Below are 16,766 nucleotides of genomic sequence, written 5' to 3' on the forward strand. Positions count from 1 at the left end.
ACTTTGTTTTCATCAGGAGTCGTTATGCGCCTGCACCGTTTGGGATTTCTGAATTGTCTTTGCCGTACACTGTTCACCGCATCTCTGTTCTCGCTTTTCGGCGCATCGGCAGCCAGTGCCGCCGGGCCAGAGCCAGGTTCGGCGGGAGCGCTGGTGATCCTCTCTCTTGGTGGAAAGTATCAAGAGGCACAGAGTCAATATTGGTTTAAGCCTTTTGCTAAAGACGCTGGCGTCAACGTGAAAGAAGGGGCTGGCTATAACTACGCCAAGCTGAAGGTGATGATTCAGTCCGGTAATGTGGAAGCCGATATTATCGATGTCTCCGCAGATACGGTGACCGCACTGAGTCATGATGGGCTGCTGGAAGACATTGACTGGTCGTCGATTCCCGCCGAGTGTCAGAGCGGGATCCCTGCCGATATGAAGTGGAGTACTGCATTCCCGACGATTGAGTGGGCGATGGTGATGGCCTACAACACGACAAAATTTCCGGCGGATAAAGCGCCAAAGAGCTGGGCTGACTTCTGGAATACCCGCGATTTTCCTGGTAAACGCAGTTCTATCGGCGCAACACGTCCGCCAGTTGAGCAGGCAGCGCTGGCAATGAATGGCGATTTATCACGACTTTACCCGATTGATCTGGCAAAGGCGTTCGATAAGCTGAAAAGTCTGAGCAACGATATGATCTATGCCGACGGCTATGCTCAGGTGGCGCAAAACCTGGCGACAGGGGAAGCCGATATGGCGATTATTCCGAATGGCCGCGTCACGCCTCTGCTGGCAAGCCATATCCCGGTAGGTATTAATTGGAATCAGCATTTAACCTTCCCCAGCTTCTTTGTGATTCCCAAAGGTGCGGCGAATAAGCAAAACGCCATGAAATTCCTGTCATGGGTTTGTCAGCCGTCGCGTCTGGCGCAGCTGGCGGCACCCACCAATTACGGTCCGATTAATCGTGACGCCTATCGTTATATTTCACCGGAAGTGGCAAAACTGCTGCCGGGGAACCCGGAAACGGCGGCGCTGGGACGCATTGCGGATGCAAAATGGCTGAGTGAGGCACGACCGGATATTGCCCGTCGCTGGGCGCAGATGAGTTTGCGTTAGGCCTTGCCTGATGGAGAGTTAAAATGTCGAGAATATCTGTAACCGGCAATGTGGTGAATGCGCAGCGCGTTGATAATGTAACCGCTGTTCTACGTCATCGGCGCCGTTTTCCCTGGCTGATTACGCCGACGGTGGTCTTTTATCTGATTTTTTTCGGCTTCCCGCTGGCGCAAATGATCTGGCAAAGCGTCTGGTCAGGAAAATTTTCCCTCGACGGCTACCTGACATTTTTCAGCGAGCCGGCCTATTGGTGGATGCTGGGATACACCCTGTTATTAGGCATTGGCACCATGCTGGTGGTACTGGCGATCGCTTATCCGGTCTCTTTCTGGTTGATTACCGTGGATCGGCGTCTGGCAGTCGTGTTGATGGGGCTGGTATTAATCCCGTTCTGGAGTAGCGGGCTGGTACGCACCTATGCCTGGATTGTCATTCTTGGTCGCGAGGGCATCGTCAATACTCTGTTTCTGCAATGGGGGCTTATCAAGGCGCCGTTTCCCTTTTTGGGGACGAATTTCGCCGTGGTGACCGGGCTTGTGTACTATCTGTTGCCGTACATGATTCTGTCGCTGTACAGCGTGATGAATAATATTGACCGCAACCTGATGCTGGCCGCGCGCAGTCTTGGCGCTTCACCACTGTCGGCATTCTGCCGTATTTTTCTGCCCTTAACCCAGCCGGGAATTTTCACCGGCTGTTTCCTCGTTTTTATGTTGGCGATTGGTATGTATATCACGCCAGCCTTGCTGGGCGGACCTCATCAAACCACGTTGCCGTCGATGATTGCGCTACAGATTGATGAAGCGCTGGACTGGTCGCTGGCCGCCGCCATGTCGGTAATCTTGCTGGTATTAACGCTGGCGCTGCAATTGCTGGCAGGACGTTTTGTGAATCTCGACACGATGTGGGGAGGTGCAAAATGATCGCCACCGCTAAACGCGGCCTGGGGCACTATTGCCTGACGGGATTTTCATTACTGGTGCTGTTTTTTCTGATTGCGCCCATTCTGATTATCATCGCGGTCTCTTTCAGCCCGGGCGAAATGATCATGTTTCCGCCTAAGGGGCTGTCGCTACGCTGGTACCACAACTATTTTAACGACCCTAACTGGATGGGGGCGACTCATGTCAGCATTGTGGTGGCGTTACTTACCGCTATCTGCTCGTTAGTTCTGGGTATTTTGGTGTCGATTGGCCTGGTGCGCGGGAAATTTATCGGGAAAAATCTGCTGCGCGCACTGCTAATGGGGCCGCTGATCGTTCCAAAAATCGTCACGGCGGTCGGGTTGTATTTCCTTTATATGCATCTGCGCTTGTTGGGAAGCCTGATGGGATTGGTTATCGCGCATATGCTGATCGCCGTTCCCTATGTGGTGATGATTATGACCGCCGCGCTTTATGGCTTTGATCGTCGGCTGGAATGGGCGGCCAGAAGTCTGGGCGCGTCATCGCCAAAGGTTTTATGGTATGTCAGTTGGCCGATGCTGCGACCGGCCGTGATCAGTGCTGCGCTGTTCGCGTTTATTGAGTCATTCGACGATATCATTCTCAGCCTGTTCTTATCACAGCTGACACAGCCGACCTTGCCGCGCCAGATCTGGGTGAACGTACAGCAGTTTATCGATCCGACGATTGCGGCGGTTTCCACCATGATGACGCTGGTGTCCGTGCTGGGATTAGGGTTGGTGGTCATGGTGCAGTGGCTGACGGCGCGACGCACCAAACAGATGACCGGGTAAGTTTAGCGGATGCCTGAAGGCATCCGCTAATATGTTGCGGGCGCTGGCGGAATGTGAATGAATCAACAGTCTTTTTTATATGGTTTTAACCCATTAATATTTCCGCTGTGTATCTAAACGTTTATCAATTATTTTTTGTCATAGTTGAGCGAAACTCTAAAAAAAGAGAACCGTCTTAGTCGTCAAGTCATTGATTTAACATGTACTCCCGCATCAGGCTGATCTGATGTTGCAGCATCGCGCGGCCGTAATGGGTGGGATGGCCTTTTCGCTCTGCATCCTGAAGCAGTTTTGTTCTTTCCGGGAAGATGATGATGTCACAGACCAGCGCCGAGTTTTGCAGCTTTTCAACTGAAAAAGGCACGCTTTCATCGCTACCCATGCCTACGGAAGTTGCGTTGATAGCGATATCATGATGCACCGGTTCATTTGAACCAATCCCCACCGTGATGCCAGCATATTGGTTTTGTAAAGTTTGCCTTAGAGCTTCCGCTTTATTCCTGCTTCGGTTGTATATTGTAAGCTTTGATACGCCATGTGCAGCGAGAGCATGGGCAATTGCGCAGGCAGCACCTCCGGCCCCAGCAAGGTAAACGCTTTTATTCAGAACCGGATGCCCGTTCGAGATCAGGCTGCTAACCAGACCCTCTCCATCCAGCATGGTGCCACTCAGGCTACCATCTGCCTCTTTCCTGATAACGTTACAGGCTCCAATCGCTTTTGCCTGAACAGACAATTGATCCAGCAACGGCAGTATGGCTTTTTTGTGCGGCATGGTGACGATTGCGCCACGGAAGTTTTGCAGGGATTTAAGGCCGATAACCAGCTGCTTTAAACCTTCACTGTTTACATGGAAGGGAACCATTAACGTATCAGCAATCTGAAGACGTTTGAGCTCCGCGTTCATCATCAGAGGGGCTTTAACCTGGCTGATTGGATCGCCCAAAATTCCGAGGATAGCCAGCTTGCCATCAACCTGTTCAAGAATATCCATACATCTTTCTCTCATTGCTGAACATTTACTAACCCTACTGCATTAAGTTTGCGGGGAAAAATATTTTGTGAAAAGTGTTCACTCTGTTCATCTTTGTTAAGGTAGGATTTGTTCTTTAAATTTTATTTCCATGGAATGGATATGAGCTTCAGCTTACCGGGAACGGATTTATATTATCTTGCCGCTGATAACCTTGATCCCGAGCGTTATGAGTGGATACTTCCCCCCTTCAGAGCCTGGTCCCGCATTAGTCGTGAGTATGAATTTGACGATCGCCACAGCTACAGTAGCTACATTGTTAACATGCAAAAGCGTGACGGAAGAACATATGCCTATCAACAGCCGCCACACGGCCCGTGGCAAAAAGAAAAGCTTGAAAGAATGATTTTTTCTGGCGAGGTGGTGATGTTGGATGTTCGCCATTTACCGGGCTCGCTCTTTTACATCAATGATGATGGTTTACTGGTGTGCACGGATCATCATGCGTTTCGTTTCGGCGGCGCTGAAAGAATTCTCCGCGAATACAGTACCTCGGTAAGCCGCAGAGACTATCGCAGCAGGGGAGGGAAACCACGGCCAACGTCACGGAGTGTCGGAGGATATAGCGCATCGCCCGAACAGCACGCGCATGCGACAAAGAATCCGCAAACCTTTGGCACCATCAACAGCAAAGCGGCTGGCCGCCTTTTGGCCGTACAACCAGAATCCGGAGATGTTTGCGGATACAGCCCGTAAGCTGGGCGGTGAGGCGGCGGAGGGGTTTGACCAGGTACTGAATGAGCAGACTGCTGGCTCTCTGGTGGCTCTGAGTTCAATAGTCGCCATTGGTCGTGGAAGTATGCATCCAACATCAATTTCAGAAATCCAAAAGCTGAATGATTTTCTTGGTAAATACAGAAAGTCTCCCGTTTTTCTTAGAAATATTGAAATTGTAAAAATGCAGTATATTAAGCGTTCCCCTGATGAAAGCCGAATTCTCAGGAGCGCATTTGATAATGGGGTCAGGAAAAAATTTGTTAAATCCATCGCTGATAATTCAAATGTGGTTCAGCGTTTAAGTGAAACTCAGCGGGGAGTATTATCAAAAGGTGGGGTTCCTGATGGGTATCAGGTACATCATAAATTGCCGTTGGACGACAGCGGGACCAATAGTTTTGATAACTTGGTTCTGATCAAAAATGAAGGTATACATCCTGTTTTCACAAACGCACAAGCGAACATATCAAGATCGCTAACTTCAGGTGGCGAAGCACCCACAGTGTTATGGCCTAAACCCAAAGGTGTTATTTACCCATAGGTGATGAAATGAGCGAAATTAAAAAGGCAGTTAGTAAGTTCGAGACCGTGAGGCGTTACTATAATCTACCGTCAATTCCAGCTTTTACAGGCGAAGCGATTAGGCATGACTTTGGCCGAAATGTGGGTATTGTCGGGGGTGAATTTTGGTCTGAGTATTATGAGTTATTAAAAAACAGCGATGGTCTTGCCGCTGATGGAGTTTATTTCTTTGGTATTAACTGCGAAAAGGATTTAAGGGCCTACCGTCTTATTGAAAATAATAGGGCATTGTCAGAACCGGGTCTGGAAGCTCCAGGTTTTGAGAGGCTGATTTACATCGGTACCAGTAATACCGACAGTTTCGTTTACAATACGAGCAACCAGAAATGGGAGTCGCGCGACCGAATAGGAACAGATACAGTTTATGAGTCCCACGACTCTCTGGCAGAATTGCTAAATTTTGAAGCAGACAAACTTGTGGCGTCTCTTGAAGACTGAGAACGACCGGCCGGTACTACCAACCGGTCACACTTTTTTTTTGCTTTTATACCATCTACATATCCACCTCATCGAACACCTCTTTCAGGATTAAAGGAGAATAATTATGAAAAAAATCGTCGTTCCTGTCAGTGCAGAGGCTATGTCTCGCCTTGATTTTGAGGAAAATATTGAAGGCGACTTAATCGAATTTTCCCTGGACAAAGGTACATTTGATAAATTATGGGGCTATGGCATATTTGAACGGCTCAATAACTCGCTGGATATTTGTATTGATGATTGTGAAGATGAAAGCATCACTGAATCAGATGATCTGAAGGTGGCCAGAGAAATTATTGCCCGGACAGCTGAGGACACGGCTGATGATGGAAATATAGCCCAGATTTTGGTCATGGCAGATAAGGCTATAGCTTGTAAGACAGGCTTATTTTTCTTCTTCTGAAGTATTGAACGCTTCATTGTGGCCGGCATTCCCGGCCATAAATCGTCATTCCACGTCGCCCATCCACATATCAGCCTCATTGAATACCTCTTCAATCACCGTGTTCAGTTTAACCGTTGCGTCACTGTTGATACTGCTATTGCCTATCATCGGCTTAACCCTCACATCAGCATGCGGAAAGACGCGCTTAACGCGCTTATCCAGCTCAGACAGGATCACTTCTTTGGCGTTGGAAAGCCCTTCAATATTGCGCTTCTCATGAACTGGCGGAATATGAGTAAATCTCGTAACCATCTGTTTGTACTTAATTTTTATTAATTCAACTTTGACTGGCATACCTAACCGTATACCAATGCTGGTTTATGAGGTCCCTCAAAGGTCACTATGCCTGTCGATGCTCTCAAGGAAATACGTTAAGAAAATCTTAGCGTAATCAGGTGAAATATCTTTCCATCTCATGGCAAACTCTTCTTTTATCTCTTCTTCTGAGAGCTGGAGAAAGTCAGAAATTTCTTTACGTAGATCTCTACGTTCTTCTGGCGTTGCCTCGTCGACTACAACATCAATGGCACCTTCCATGGTATCCGCGCCAGTTATGTAGTCGTAGTCCTGGTTGAGTGTTCCCACAAGACATAGATCCAAGTTTGGGGCAAGAGGTGCATTGCTCATAGTCAGCTCACAAGTCCGGGAAAGAGGTGATAATGTAATAGGGTTTATTTGAGGTTTGCTCAATGCTCTACGATAGAGAATTTAATCCACTTTCGCGTCTAATATTTCAATCAGTGTGGCTGAACTTTCTCTATGCCTTCAAGTATGCGCAAGAGCAACCCTTTACCGTCTTCGGGCGCAAAAGAGTTAATATACCTATCCCTGAATTCAGATTTTATCGTTTCATCGTCATACGTAAGAAATTCTATCACTTCTTTTTTTAAGTCTTCGCGATCTTCAGGTGTCAATTCTGCTGTATAGATATCTATGGCGCCATCAATGGTATCAGCGCCTGTAATAAAATCAAAGTCCTGATTTAATGTTCCTTCAATCAAAATATCAATATTAGTGGTTAAGATCATGATTCACACCTCCGGGAGTGAAGTTAGAATATAATAGGGTTTACCATTGTACCATTCATATTTGAGAACGACTTTTACCTTGGTTGCCTGAGTCAGTTTGTCACTTCCTCTGAAAAGAGAATAACCAATAGTCCTCCCTGTATCGTATGTAATGGTGAAGTTGTGTCTTGGGCTACTTGCTGCCCACGTTTTTATCCACTCTTTATTTACCTTTAATGCATCAGATACTGACTTTTCGGCTAAATCTATATTGGTAAAAGAGCTAATGGCATTTGGCGGCCTGGCCATATTTTCAGTGCTTTTTAGCCGGGTCGCTAATTCATCTTGCGTCTTACCAACATGCTTCAAAATTGCATGACCACCAGGTCTGTTGCCCATCACCGATTCATGTTGAATAAGTTTGATACGCCCTGTGCGGACGGCAGCAACTCTCGCCGCTCCCAGCCCCAGAGAAAGCGCAATAGGTACAGCAACATCAACAGTAAGACCTACCTTCCAGGCGGTATCGTCATCAGCTCCAAACTGTTTTGCCATCTCAACAGCGGCTTGGTATGTTGCACTTCGAACATTCGTGCCGGACAGAACCTGATTCGCTGCGGTATTAATGCTATCCATGCTATGAGCGCCAACAATGGCACAGGCTGCTTTTGTCAACCCCGTAGGCTCGGGTGCGATACAAAGCGCAGTTGCTCCGGCCAGCTCAAGTGTTCCCATAACCAGACCCAGTCCGCCCATAAGACGGTTAGTCCTTGTTTCCGATTCGGTGACTGTTGTATCAGATAAAGCCGCAGCAAGTTGAACCGGGGACATTACGATTTTTATGCCATCATCCATGATGAAACCTCATGTGATCAAAATATATGCGACCAGATTATATCCACTTTTTAGGCGCGTTGTTCCAATCGCTGCGAAAAATGCGATAGAAAAGGGTTAACCCTCACCATAGAGAATTTCGTTATTGAATATTTATACAGAGGAGGGGGCGTTTAATCCGCGCCATGAGTGATTTCCATCCATAATTGGTATACGTTTTTGGCCTACATTACGGTGTGTACCTAAACATGTACCAATTATCACTGGATTCAGGCGGATCGGGTCGAAAGGTTACAGGCACAAAAAAGCCCGCAGGGCTTACGCCTTGCGGGCTTTCAGGACTTTGTCGAGTGGGTCTGGTAACCAATCGAGCTGGCGGAATCTGAACATGTTCCACAAGCTCATGAATTTATGTGTTTTTATCTAATTCAACTTTGTTCTGTGTACCTAAACGTGTACCAATTATTGGATCTCATATCCCGGAACGGCAAGGCAATGATAACGAATGAACGGCGCTAAATCCAAAATAAAATGATTTGAGAGAAAAGTGTTCACACTGTTCACTTTTGGTTTTTATTTATTAAATTCATTGTGTTAGGTCGTGAACGGTTTGAGGTGGAATGTACACTAGTGTGCACTAAGGGTGATCACCTTAGCCGAGATAAGAAAAAGCGGCGAAGGTGGTATGCATGATATGACATTATGAGGCGATGCATGCTGTTAATGGTTAGCTCTGTGCCAGAGGCGGGCTTAAAATTCTTTATTATGAAGCTGATGATAAAGATCTGTAGTTTGTATTGCTATACACATCTCGTGTGAGCGCTTTAACCACAGAGAAATTGAAGTGTGATATTCTTACCTAAGCCATCTAAAATAAAAAAGGATGTCGTTATGGCCTTACCGAGTGAATACAGAAATGCAAGAACGGAATATTTAGAGCTAGAAGCAAATAAATATCAAGCGAATGAGTTGTGGAATCTCACAAGCGAGGATTTCATGCTCTTGGGGAAATATATACAGATGTATTGCTTTATCGAGCTAAATATACACAGATTGTTCAATAATCTTAAGTCGACGGGGCTTTTTAAAACAAAATCAAAGGACAGGGTGAACGTCCCATACATTTTAGACAAGTTAATCGAATTAGTGAGTGATAATCTTGTTGAATCATCAAAAGTTGATGAGACCATAGATAAACTAAAAGAAATCAAATTCCGTAGAGATTATAGAAATATCTTTGCACATTGGGCTGCAAAAAGAATCCCTAATGAAGATGGAATGATTTTTTTGCAAGTGACGCCCAAGATTATAAAAAAACATTTGAGAGAAAAATTAATTCTGGTACCGCTGCCTATGCTATTTTCGATGTGGCAGACATTCGAGGGTTAATTACACATCTTAGTAGTTATGAAGAATGGATAGCTCATTTTTATGCTGAGGTTTGCGAACAACATAGAAAACATCGATAGCTACAGTTCACTGCTCGCTAATAGCTTACCTTAGTTGAAATTAGTAATTGCGTGAATCATATAAACCGACCTAAGCCGGTTTATATGGAATGATGTTATCAGGCGCTACATGCGGGCAGCCAATCTGCCTCGCTGTCTTCATGCAGCGTGAGATTGGTCTGTATGCCGTTATTAGTTCGGCGTTTGAGCAGCACGCGCTCGTACTCTTTCAGCGTCTGCGGCACCGCTTGGCCGAAAGCCGTCAGGCTGAGCGGGTGCTGATGCCCGCGCGATTCCATAAATGACAGATAGGCATGATAGAGATAGCGCTTCGGGTTGATCGGGCGAATGTTGGCGTTGCCAATAAACAGTCCATTCGGCGTGCTCAGCGGCATCAGGTAGCCACAGAAATCGACCAATGGATCGGACTGTCTCTTTATCTCCAGCGCTTCACCGGATGATTGCTGCGCCTGCAACAGCTCGCGCGCTTCATCAGGTGACGCGAAGCGCTGCATCAGATGACGGACAATCACGGCCAGCTCAACGCCGATCTTATCCAGTAACTGCGGGTCGCGCTCTTTTGCCGGGATTACTTCCGGGAACGTCAGGATTACCCGGCGACGTGACACGCCGCCGCTGCGATCGCTAAAACGCATAGGATTGTTGTTCACCGCCAGAATAACCGCCGGAATATGGGTTGAATAGGCGTCGCGATACTTGGGATCGATGGCAACTGCATCGCCACCGGTAATCGCCTTAATGCCTGCGCCGTCGCCGCTCCATTTTTCCTGATCGGGCAGAATAATCAGCGAAAATCCCACTACGCTGGCACGCTCGCGCGATGATTCCAGCGTGTCGATGGTGGCGGACGTGGTGTTATCGCGGCCAGCGAGCAGCGTGGCGATCGAGGCTAATACGCTTTTCCCGCTTCCACCTGGACCAGTCACCTCAAGGAACATCTGCCAGTCATAGCGGTTTGCCAGCACCATAAATAGCGCCGCGAGGATGCGTTCCTGCTTGTCGTGATTATGTCCGGCCGCCCGCGTTAACCAGCGGTAAAAGTTAGGTGCGTGGTCTGCAAGATTTTCACCGGGGCGCGGCGCGGAGTAGTCAACGCTGTTTACCGTGCGCAGCCAGTTTTCGCGGCGATGCGGGCTGAATGTGCCGTTCGTCGTATCAAAAATGCCGTTACGGAAACCAATCAGGCGGCGCGCCGGTTCGCCCATTTGCGGCACCATCAGTTTGAGCGTATCGAGTACGCTGCCAATTCCGGCCGCTGAAAACGGTGCGCGCACCTTCTGAAACAGCGCGGCGATCTCACGGCGTAGCGTCTGTACCGGCATCACCTGCCACGCGCCGTTCTCATAACGGCAGATTTCCTCCCCGACGGGCGGCACGGCCAGCGCCTGCCCGTAGTGATCGACCAGCAGCTCCGCCTTTTCGCTGGCGCTCATGGCTTTAAGGTCGGCTTCGCTCAAGTACTCGAACGGGCTTGGCTTTTGAGGCTGAGTAAAGGCAGTAAGTAGCACCTGCGTCGCGATGTCGCCCTGTGCCTGCCAGACGTCGTTCCAGTCGCCGGTTTCCGGCGGTAAAGCGGCCTTGCCCTTGCAGGCTTTCGCGGCTTCCTCTGCCTTTAGCTGGCCTGTGCCGTTGTCGTCGCGATCGGCGGCAATCAGCATCAGTGCATCAGGATTGGTTTTACGAAGCTGCGCGGCAAGTGCCGGGAGATTATTCGCGCTGAGCGCTACATAAACCGGCTGCCCGGTCAGGCGCTGAACCGTCAGGCCGGTTGCATAACCTTCGGTGAGCCACAGCGTTTTACTATCAGGCTCGCCTGCAAGATGATAAGCACCTTTCACCTGTCCACCGGGCAGGGTGCGCTTGTCGCCAGAGGCGCTGATTAGCTGGATGTTCACGGCGTTGCCGCTTTCGTCCGTCAGCGGTACAAGCAGGTCGCCAACTGCAAAACTGATTCCGCCATAGCGCAGACCAGCAGCCAGCGTCAACGCTTTAGTGCTGTGCAGTCCTTTCGATAAAAGGTAGGCGTTATCCGTGCGGCTGACGGCGGCGGCGATCAGCTTCTGCGCCCGCGCGGCGGCCTCAGATTGTGCGACTGCTTTATCAACTGTGTTCACCGGTGCTTTTGATACCGGTGGCAGCGCGCCGAGCATATCAGCGATTTTGATTGCTGCTTCCTTGGCGCTGACGTCGAGCGCCTTTTCAACCAGATTCAGGCCGTCACCGGCTCCGCACTGATTGCAGTGCCACGTCCCGCGACCGTCCTGATTATCAAAGCGGAAACGATCTTTACCGCCGCAAACCGGGCATGCACCGTGTCTGCCGCTGGCGTGAATGCTGATGCCGAGCGCGGGCAGCAGTTGCGGCCAGAATCCGGCGGCCGCTTTTACCGTGTCAGAGACAATGTGTTTCATCTGCTCGATCTCCCTCAGTGCAACGTGGCGCGGCGGGTTGCGGCAAGCTGGCTACAGAACAGCTCATCCATCATGGTTGCGCCAAGACGCGTCAGGCGCGGCGGCGCGGTCAGCAGGTCAGGCTCAACCATATCGCCCAGCATGGTGCAGGCCATTTCCATTCCGGCTTCTGCGCCGTGGCGACGCACGTAAAATCCTTCCAGCTCAAGCGCGATGGTCATCTGCAGCTCGTCGAGTGTTGCCGAAACGGTGATCCCCAGTGTTTTGCAGGCGTTGAGATACCCCTGCGCCAGCGCACGACGGTAAACTGCAGTACGGACTTCAACAGGTAAGCAGGAATTATTAGCGGTCATCATGGCGGGCCTCCGTGGCAAGAATCAGGGAATCACAGGTTTCAACGACTTTACCGAGCTGATCGGTGAGAAGGGCAACGACAGAAGCCAGCGCGGCGCTGTCAGGCACGCAGCTTTGAGCGCTGAGGCAATGAACGGAATCGAACATATCAAGCACTGTTACGCCGACGGAATGAGCATGCAGCAGGCGCAGATAATCGGCGTGTGGAATTGAATAGGTGCTGTTGCTGTTGGTGCGAGCGGCAAGAGTATTCATGCAGCCACCGCCTGTACCGGCACGCGGCCAGCAAAGCACAGAACATAATCACGAACGAAATTGGCACGAGCTGTGCGCTCGTCTTCTGCCGCATAACGCAGCATGCAGGGACGGGCAGCGTGATCGGTGCGGCGCACGGCAGCGAAAATATAAGTGAATTTGGGGCGAGTAATAGTTAGAACCGTTGCCATGATGACAATCTCCAATGAGTAGCGGTTAACGCCACCACCGGAGCTGCAAATCTCATGGGTGGTGACCCGAACGGGGTTTGCAGTACCGGCCTCAATGGATACCGGCCAGCCCGAAGGCCGCCCCGCCCGAGCCACCATTATTTGACAGAGGCTGCGGATAAAGAACCACAGCCCGAAAAATAGGTATGCCTGAGCAATGACACAAAAAAACACGCGTGGCGCGTGTTGTGTCGCCATTGAGTTACACGGGCTGCAAATCCCGGCTACCGATTTTGCGGCAGCACAAAAACTGTATAACGACCGCTCGCCAGAGAAAAGGCTTTTTTCGTTCATTTGGGCGTTTTCCTCAGCAATCGGTCAGGACTTGATCGGACTGCTGCGGATTTGATCGGCGTTTGCTGTCAGCTTTGCCCGTTATGTGTTTTCTCGAGTGAGCTTTTTTGCCCATAACCGAAATATGGCCGTGCATTCCGCTGTTAAAAGAAGGTGAGATTGGTGGCTTATCACTGAGTGCGTTTGTGAGGCTTTCAACAATGAAGGCTGTTTCATCTTTGGTTAGTGGAAATGAGCTGGTGTTGAAATTCAGCGTGATCATGCTCCACCTCCGACGCGCTGTGCGATGCGTGACTGCATCCAGCCATCAATTTCAGAGGCCAGCCAGGCAACGTTTTTACCACCAAGGGAAATCTGCGACGGAAACTGCTCACGGCTGATTAAGTCATAAATAGTTGAGCGGGACAGGCCGCTGGTGTTGATCACTTCTGGTAGGCGCATAAAGCGATCGCGGGGATAGGAAACATCACCTGTGATAGGCGTTGTTGGGGATGAAGCGGATGAAACTGCGTGCATGGTGTTACCTCATAATGAGTCCGGCCGGTGCTGCCCGGTTCCGGGTGTGTCTTTAGGTAACTCCCTATTTTGAGAATATTTTATCTAATGTAAACAACCCCCTGTTTGCTGATAAATGAGCTAAATTCAGCTCTGTTCTATCCTGTTACACCCTGTTTGCCAATGTCTACCAATGTTTGCCTTTTAATAGCTAATGCAAATTAAAGTGAGTTAATTAATAGGAATAAATTCTATAAATAGCTAGCCAGAAAAAGGCTGCTATTTGAAAGTCAGTGAAGACTAGTGAACACTGAGTGAAGACTTAATATGTAACTATTCACTACTTTAATTACTGTATTTATTATCTTTTTTACCTTGGTGAACAGTAGTGAATAGTTTTATAAGAACTAAAAGTATTTAAGGTGTGTTCCAGCCGCAATTTTGGGTTTGTTTGCTGAGCGACAGGCAGAAAGCATTGAAATGATTTGTCCGTTGGTGCACGACAGAATGTCCTCATCCTTTACAGATGATGCGAGACAAAGATGAACACAACAGAAAACAAATCAGCCTCACTAATTCGATTCGAAAAAGCGCGAGCGGAACATACTGAACAGATGACGGCATTTAATGGTGTTGTCGCTAACATCACCCGTTGAGAAAAAGAGCGTCAGGCCGCTATCGAGGCGGGTAAGGAAGCTGAGAGTAACTGGCGCACTAATTTTCGAAAATTGCGGGGTAATCTCACGGAGGAACTTCGCGCCGAACACACTCAGCGTATAGCCAATCGAGAACTGGCCGATGAGTTTGCGGGATTGTTGAAAGAACTGGAGCTAGATAAGCAGTACGCCGTGCTGTGCTGTTGTACCAGCGGTAAAATATACGTTGAAGCACATCAAACTGCTTTTACTGAGTTTGCTGACTCGCATTGGGAATCGGCGCTGCGAAACGTTAGCCCTTCGTTGCTATGGGCGATCAAGTTGCGCATTCAGCGCGAAAAAATTGCCTCAACCTTTGTCGGAGACGATCGTGACCCGATCCGCGATATCGCTGGGCTTGTAGGGGAAGCATTGACGCGAGCTGCGGCCGCGCTTCCTGAACGTGTTCTAAATGAAGTTCCATTACTGGAATCTATCGGTGTGCGTCGTCCGGCTCTGACGGGTGTTGATATGGATCTTTATTCGCGTCCTTTACGCCGTCAGAAGCTGGCGGAATCAATCAGGGAGCAGCGTTTAAAACTTCAGGAGGGAGACCAGCAATGATGCACTGCCCTTACTGCAAAAGCCCGGCGCACGCAAAATCCAGCCGCTACATGTCCGAGCAGGTAAAAGAGCGCTATCACCAGTGTACGAATCTGGATTGCTCCTGCACGTTTAAGACGAATGAAAGCATCACGAAAGTCATAACCTCGCCGCCACCACCGGAAACAATTGAGGAAGTTGCGCCGATGCCGGTTAAAGAGCGGCAGACGTTAGGCCGATACGGCTCAGCATTTCGAATCACTCATTAATCTTCGCAGCCGCTGATCACACAGCGGCTTTTTTGTGTCTGCTATTCGCCGTTTGAAGCCTTTTTTCTGGCAAGCCGGTTTGTAAAGAGCCGTGCATGCATGGAGTGCATGGATTCGCATGCAAAAACTTGCGTTAGCAACATGCGTTGAGGCTATACAGGGCGCGGCTTGAGTGGCTTTATGCACCTGCATGAAAAGATGTGCATAAAGCGGGCAGGCGAGGGGGGGATAGCATTGCGCGCAAAACTCTTAAACTCCAAAAAGCATCTGGTGATATTTTGAAAGCTCAAAGTTAAATCGTAAAGAAAGGTCCACATTTAAATCGTCTTTTTGTTTTGCTAACCTTGCTTGCAAAGGTAATTGTAGAGAGGATGCACATCTGTAATAGAAGCTAATTTGCTGTGATTTTGATTCATGCCAAACATTATCAATGGATGATAATGTTTCCCATATCTTATCAATATATTGTTCCCTCTCTGTCTCAGTAATATTGTTCAGAAAATACTGAATTACAGGATAGTCTAACTCTGATGATGAAACGGAAAACAATAAATCTTTTTTATCATGGCCAAAATTCCATTCTCTCCATATCATGAACGCCTTCTCCCAACAAATAAATTGTAAATTCGAGGTGGAATGTTTCTTGAATGTTATTAAGCAATGTGAAACTGGTTCTCTAGAATTAATGTATGACTGGTCTAAGTGATTGTTATGGAGCATAATTGAGTTAAAATAGGAGTCTAGCGCCTCTGGCGAATTAATGAGTGCTAGAGACTCCCCTAAATATGATTGTATATGTGGGAACCTACAAGGATATTTATTAATGTATTTCATCCAGTAGTCAAGTTGCCCTTTTTTATAAAGGGTTCTAAATAGCTCAACAAAGTAACAACTTTCAATGTTATTTTTTTTATTATTTGTATTGTTAAGAATGTAAAGCGTTAAAGTTTTTGAAATGTGCTCAGTATTGGATGAATTGATTAACTGAACTTTTTTTTCCATACTAATGCAAGATGAAAGGCAGTACGTTTTAGCTACGTTTATTGAACCCGATAAAACATCACTTAGCATCTCGCAATTATATTCAGCTAATATGTATAATGAAATCCTGACGTCGTTAGGTATTATGTCTGGTAGCAGATCATTGTAATGACTTAATTGCCGACCAATAAATTCAGCCTCATCAGGGGAGTGAAGTCTGGATGTATCTATATCCCCTATTTTGAAACGTTCAAGATAGTGTTCGCTAAATTGGCTAGGTATCGAATAGTTAGCGATGCAAGTGCGTGCTTGATTTAAAATAGAAGCACAAGGTGATGCTTTATCAACAATCCTAGATAAAATAAGCTCAGGTTTTTTCAGGTAACTAATTAAAATAAAGATTGGAAGCCAGTTCTCGTGTTTTTTAAATATTTCTTTCAATTCCTCAGTAACATGCTGATTGCAACTGAATAAGTATGGAGGGGTATTTTCATTGTCAGTTAAAAAATAAACCTCTGAGTTTTCAATGATTTTTTTATATTCACTATGATTATGTTCATGACTTATATGTTCAATCATAGCAAGGGTGCTTTTAACTGAATCGCGAAATTGGTCCAAGTTATTAAACATTACTATTTCTCCATACTAAACAATCACTATTTGATAAAGTGTCCCAAAGTTCTAAGAAAGCGTTGGCAATTAATTGTGCGTCCTGTACTTTTTGTAGTATGTGGTGACTTGTGCCAAATGAGTTAACTGAAGTACCTAAAGACCATGCTAAAGTATTCGAATGATAATCAGTTGATGGGAAAATAGACCCTGTACACGAT

The 16,766-nt window shown here is 47.7% G+C and carries 23 protein-coding genes; 10 read left to right on the forward strand and 13 right to left on the reverse strand.

The window, feature by feature from the left end:
* The first annotated feature begins 24 nt into the window (after positions 1-24).
* From NG99_RS19905 to NG99_RS19915, 3 genes are read left to right on the forward strand one after another with little or no spacing between them, the layout of a single operon-like run.
* Positions 25-1,107 (forward strand): ABC transporter substrate-binding protein, encoded by a 1,083-nt coding sequence (locus tag NG99_RS19905; RefSeq protein ID WP_034896803.1) that lies wholly within the window; start codon positions 25-27, stop codon positions 1,105-1,107.
* Positions 1,108-1,130: 23 nt separating this feature from the next.
* Positions 1,131-2,030, forward strand: a complete 900-nt coding sequence (locus NG99_RS19910; protein ID WP_052130798.1) for an ABC transporter permease — start codon at positions 1,131-1,133, stop codon at positions 2,028-2,030.
* Positions 2,027-2,845, forward strand: a complete 819-nt coding sequence (locus NG99_RS19915) for an ABC transporter permease (RefSeq protein ID WP_052130799.1) — start codon at positions 2,027-2,029, stop codon at positions 2,843-2,845. Before NG99_RS19910 ends, NG99_RS19915 begins: the two co-directional genes overlap by 4 nt.
* 187 nt (positions 2,846-3,032) lie before the next feature.
* Here the strand turns inward: NG99_RS19915 and NG99_RS19920 are convergent, their stop codons facing one another.
* Positions 3,033-3,839: a shikimate dehydrogenase family protein gene (locus tag NG99_RS19920; protein ID WP_034896805.1), complete on the reverse strand. Its 807-nt coding sequence runs from the start codon at positions 3,837-3,839 to the stop codon at positions 3,033-3,035.
* Positions 3,840-3,980: 141 nt separating this feature from the next.
* Here NG99_RS19920 and NG99_RS30035 point away from each other — a divergent pair, with 141 nt between their 5' ends.
* The 4 genes from NG99_RS30035 (at position 3,981) to NG99_RS19935 (ending at position 6,057) form a co-directional block, all read left to right on the forward strand.
* Entirely contained in the window at positions 3,981-4,574 is a 594-nt protein-coding gene (locus NG99_RS30035) for a hypothetical protein (RefSeq protein WP_232298345.1), read from the forward strand.
* Positions 4,552-5,136: an HNH endonuclease signature motif containing protein gene (locus NG99_RS30040; protein ID WP_232298346.1), complete on the forward strand. Its 585-nt coding sequence runs from the start codon at positions 4,552-4,554 to the stop codon at positions 5,134-5,136. Before NG99_RS30035 ends, NG99_RS30040 begins: the two co-directional genes overlap by 23 nt.
* 8 nt (positions 5,137-5,144) lie before the next feature.
* Complete coding sequence (locus NG99_RS19930; protein WP_034896807.1) at positions 5,145-5,615, forward strand: YrhA family protein; 471 nt, start codon at positions 5,145-5,147, stop codon at positions 5,613-5,615.
* Positions 5,616-5,721: 106 nt separating this feature from the next.
* Entirely contained in the window at positions 5,722-6,057 is a 336-nt protein-coding gene (locus tag NG99_RS19935; protein ID WP_034896809.1) for a hypothetical protein, read from the forward strand.
* A gap of 45 nt (positions 6,058-6,102) precedes the next feature.
* On the opposite strand, the gene NG99_RS19940 is transcribed toward NG99_RS19935, so the two are convergent.
* From NG99_RS19940 to NG99_RS19955, 4 genes are all read right to left on the reverse strand, one after another.
* Positions 6,103-6,351, reverse strand: a complete 249-nt coding sequence (locus tag NG99_RS19940) for a DinI-like family protein (RefSeq protein WP_034896854.1) — start codon at positions 6,349-6,351, stop codon at positions 6,103-6,105.
* 78 nt (positions 6,352-6,429) lie between these two features.
* Positions 6,430-6,726: a contact-dependent growth inhibition system immunity protein gene (locus tag NG99_RS19945; RefSeq protein ID WP_034896811.1), complete on the reverse strand. Its 297-nt coding sequence runs from the start codon at positions 6,724-6,726 to the stop codon at positions 6,430-6,432.
* Positions 6,727-6,836: 110 nt separating this feature from the next.
* Positions 6,837-7,127 carry a contact-dependent growth inhibition system immunity protein gene (locus NG99_RS19950; protein ID WP_034896813.1) on the reverse strand — a complete coding sequence of 97 codons (291 nt, stop codon included), beginning with the start codon at positions 7,125-7,127 and terminating at the stop codon, positions 6,837-6,839.
* Positions 7,128-7,130: 3 nt separating this feature from the next.
* Positions 7,131-7,961, reverse strand: a complete 831-nt coding sequence (locus NG99_RS19955) for an RNase A-like domain-containing protein (protein WP_034896816.1) — start codon at positions 7,959-7,961, stop codon at positions 7,131-7,133.
* An 870-nt stretch (positions 7,962-8,831) separates the two neighbouring features.
* Here NG99_RS19955 and NG99_RS19960 point away from each other — a divergent pair.
* Positions 8,832-9,329: a hypothetical protein gene (locus NG99_RS19960; protein WP_232298347.1), complete on the forward strand. Its 498-nt coding sequence runs from the start codon at positions 8,832-8,834 to the stop codon at positions 9,327-9,329.
* A gap of 178 nt (positions 9,330-9,507) precedes the next feature.
* Here the strand turns inward: NG99_RS19960 and NG99_RS19965 are convergent, their stop codons facing one another.
* Genes NG99_RS19965 through NG99_RS19990 form a run of 6 tightly spaced genes read right to left on the reverse strand, consistent with a single transcriptional unit; the run spans position 9,508 to position 13,469 of the window.
* Positions 9,508-11,820 (reverse strand): primase-like DNA-binding domain-containing protein, encoded by a 2,313-nt coding sequence (locus NG99_RS19965; protein WP_034896819.1) that lies wholly within the window; start codon positions 11,818-11,820, stop codon positions 9,508-9,510.
* Between the two features lie 14 nt (positions 11,821-11,834).
* On the reverse strand, positions 11,835-12,176 hold the full coding sequence (locus NG99_RS19970) for a DUF5375 family protein (protein WP_034896820.1): 342 nt from the start codon (positions 12,174-12,176) through the stop codon (positions 11,835-11,837).
* Positions 12,163-12,429: a hypothetical protein gene (locus NG99_RS19975; protein WP_034896822.1), complete on the reverse strand. Its 267-nt coding sequence runs from the start codon at positions 12,427-12,429 to the stop codon at positions 12,163-12,165. Before NG99_RS19975 ends, NG99_RS19970 begins: the two co-directional genes overlap by 14 nt.
* Positions 12,426-12,953: a host cell division inhibitor Icd-like protein gene (locus tag NG99_RS19980; RefSeq protein ID WP_034896824.1), complete on the reverse strand. Its 528-nt coding sequence runs from the start codon at positions 12,951-12,953 to the stop codon at positions 12,426-12,428. Before NG99_RS19980 ends, NG99_RS19975 begins: the two co-directional genes overlap by 4 nt.
* Positions 12,954-12,966: 13 nt before the next feature.
* The gene (locus NG99_RS19985) at positions 12,967-13,215 is read right to left on the reverse strand and encodes a hypothetical protein (protein WP_034896827.1); all 249 of its coding nucleotides are present in this window, start codon (positions 13,213-13,215) and stop codon (positions 12,967-12,969) included.
* On the reverse strand, positions 13,212-13,469 hold the full coding sequence (locus NG99_RS19990) for a helix-turn-helix transcriptional regulator (RefSeq protein ID WP_034896829.1): 258 nt from the start codon (positions 13,467-13,469) through the stop codon (positions 13,212-13,214). Before NG99_RS19990 ends, NG99_RS19985 begins: the two co-directional genes overlap by 4 nt.
* A gap of 791 nt (positions 13,470-14,260) precedes the next feature.
* Between NG99_RS19990 and NG99_RS30045 the strand changes: the two genes are divergently transcribed.
* Both NG99_RS30045 and NG99_RS20000 read left to right on the forward strand, forming a co-directional pair.
* A complete protein-coding gene (locus tag NG99_RS30045; protein WP_232298348.1) occupies positions 14,261-14,707 on the forward strand; it encodes a hypothetical protein in 447 nt (148 codons plus the stop codon).
* A complete protein-coding gene (locus NG99_RS20000) occupies positions 14,704-14,955 on the forward strand; it encodes an ogr/Delta-like zinc finger family protein (protein WP_034896831.1) in 252 nt (83 codons plus the stop codon). The genes NG99_RS30045 and NG99_RS20000 overlap by 4 nt, the downstream gene beginning before the upstream one ends.
* Positions 14,956-15,204: 249 nt before the next feature.
* Here the strand turns inward: NG99_RS20000 and NG99_RS20005 are convergent, their stop codons facing one another.
* Positions 15,205-16,566: a hypothetical protein gene (locus NG99_RS20005; RefSeq protein ID WP_034896832.1), complete on the reverse strand. Its 1,362-nt coding sequence runs from the start codon at positions 16,564-16,566 to the stop codon at positions 15,205-15,207.
* Positions 16,559-16,766, reverse strand: a 208-nt coding sequence (locus NG99_RS30050) for a hypothetical protein (protein ID WP_232298349.1), incomplete at its 5' end; no start/stop codon positions are given. The genes NG99_RS30050 and NG99_RS20005, both read right to left, overlap by 8 nt.

This window comes from Erwinia typographi, from assembly GCF_000773975.1.
GTDB classification, from domain to species: domain Bacteria; phylum Pseudomonadota; class Gammaproteobacteria; order Enterobacterales; family Enterobacteriaceae; genus Erwinia; species Erwinia typographi.